The following is a 1,242-nucleotide window of genomic DNA, read 5'->3' on the forward strand; positions in this document are numbered from 1 at the left end:
CTCCCGGATGTCGTACAGATAGGCGTTGACCGCCGGGGCGTTGCGCCGGGCCGCCCAGTCACGGGTCGGCGCCTCGAAGGACACCTCGATGCCCGGCGGCGCACGGCGTAGCGGGCGACGGTCAGGCGCCGCCGCTCGTTCTTGGCGATCTTGCTCTTCTTGGCCATCAGACCTTTCCTCCACGCGCTCGGATCCGGGCCACGGCGGCCTCGACGCCGATCGCGTCGACGGTCTTGACGCCCTTGGCGCTGAGGGTGAGCCGGACGTGCCGGCCCTCACTGGGCAGCCAGTAGCGCTTGCTCTGGATGTTCGGGTCGAAGCGTCGCTTCGTGCGGCGGTGCGAGTGGGAGACGTTGTTGCCGAAGCCGGGTCGGCGGCCGGTGAGTTGGCAGTGGGCGGACATGGTTCCTCGTCTGCTCGGGAGCGGTGTGGCCTTACCGTAGCAGCTAAATGAAAATGAAAACCAATAGCGTGTATCGTGATGGACATGGCACGCGACGAACTGCGCCCGGCCCCGACCAGCGCGACGTGCCGTCTCATTTTCGGCGTCCGGCATGTGGACCGCCGTTCTCGCATCCTGGTGAAACGGCCTAGGGTGGCCGGTGCAGCTGGTTCGCCCCGTCCGCCAGACGGGATGCGTCGTAAGAGGGAACCCGGTGGGAATCCGGGACTGCCCCGCAGCGGTGAGCGGGAACGACCGCCGTCATACGCACTGGGACCGGACAACGGTCCTGGGAAGCGACGGCCAGTAGGTGCCCGCCGGGAGACCGGCAGGCGTGCCCGCGAGTCCGAAGACCTGCCCGTTGCCCGCACGCGGCCGATGCCGTGTGCGGATATCCCGGTGACCTCGTGGGCGGGTCGGCGTACACAGCGAGCGGCAGCTGCGGCATCGTTCCCGCGGCGTGGTCCGCCCGCTCCGTCGTTCCCTTCGCGTCCGCGTCCCGTCGCCGGGATGTTCCTGGAGACATCTCGCGAAGGAGAGTTCCGTGACAGCGAAGCCCGCAGCCGCGGCAGCACGAGCCACCGTGTACGGCTACCCCCGCCAGGGCCAGAACCGCGAACTGAAGAAGGCCGTCGAGGGCTACTGGAAGGGCCGCGTCACCGCCGACGCCCTCCAGGCCACCGCCGCCGAACTGCGGCGTTCGAACTGGCAGCAGCTCGCCGAGGCCGGCATCCACGAAGTGCCGACCGGTGATTTCTCGTACTACGACCACGGGCGGTCACGCCCTACTACAGCAAGCC

Annotated in this window: 3 protein-coding genes and 1 riboswitch; of the genes, 1 reads left to right on the top strand and 2 read right to left on the bottom strand. The window is 68.7% G+C overall.

The features are described from left to right. A partial coding sequence (locus tag AB0O29_RS36075) for a Pvc16 family protein (RefSeq protein WP_365160722.1) occupies positions 1–183 on the bottom strand: 183 nt, incomplete at its 3' end. Further along, positions 167–403 carry a 50S ribosomal protein L28 gene (rpmB, locus tag AB0O29_RS36080; RefSeq protein WP_365160725.1) on the bottom strand — a complete coding sequence of 79 codons (237 nt, stop codon included), beginning with the start codon at positions 401–403 and terminating at the stop codon, positions 167–169. The genes AB0O29_RS36075 and rpmB, both read right to left, overlap by 17 nt. Before the next feature lie 204 nt (positions 404–607). After that, positions 608–805: riboswitch (cobalamin riboswitch) on the top strand. A gap of 181 nt (positions 806–986) precedes the next feature. On the opposite strand from rpmB, the gene AB0O29_RS36085 reads away from it, so the two are divergent. Further along, the coding region (locus AB0O29_RS36085; protein ID WP_365160728.1) for a hypothetical protein at positions 987–1,242 on the top strand (256 nt) is incomplete at its 3' end.

The organism is Streptomyces sp. NPDC089915, from assembly GCF_040684675.1.
In the GTDB taxonomy this organism is placed as follows: Bacteria; Actinomycetota; Actinomycetes; order Streptomycetales; family Streptomycetaceae; genus Streptomyces.

What these genes read in the sequence shown, in the direction of transcription:
- rpmB (WP_365160725.1), bottom strand. Translation starts at nt 403, where the DNA reads ATGTCCGCCCACTGCCAACTCACCGGCCGCCGACCCGGCTTCGGCAAC.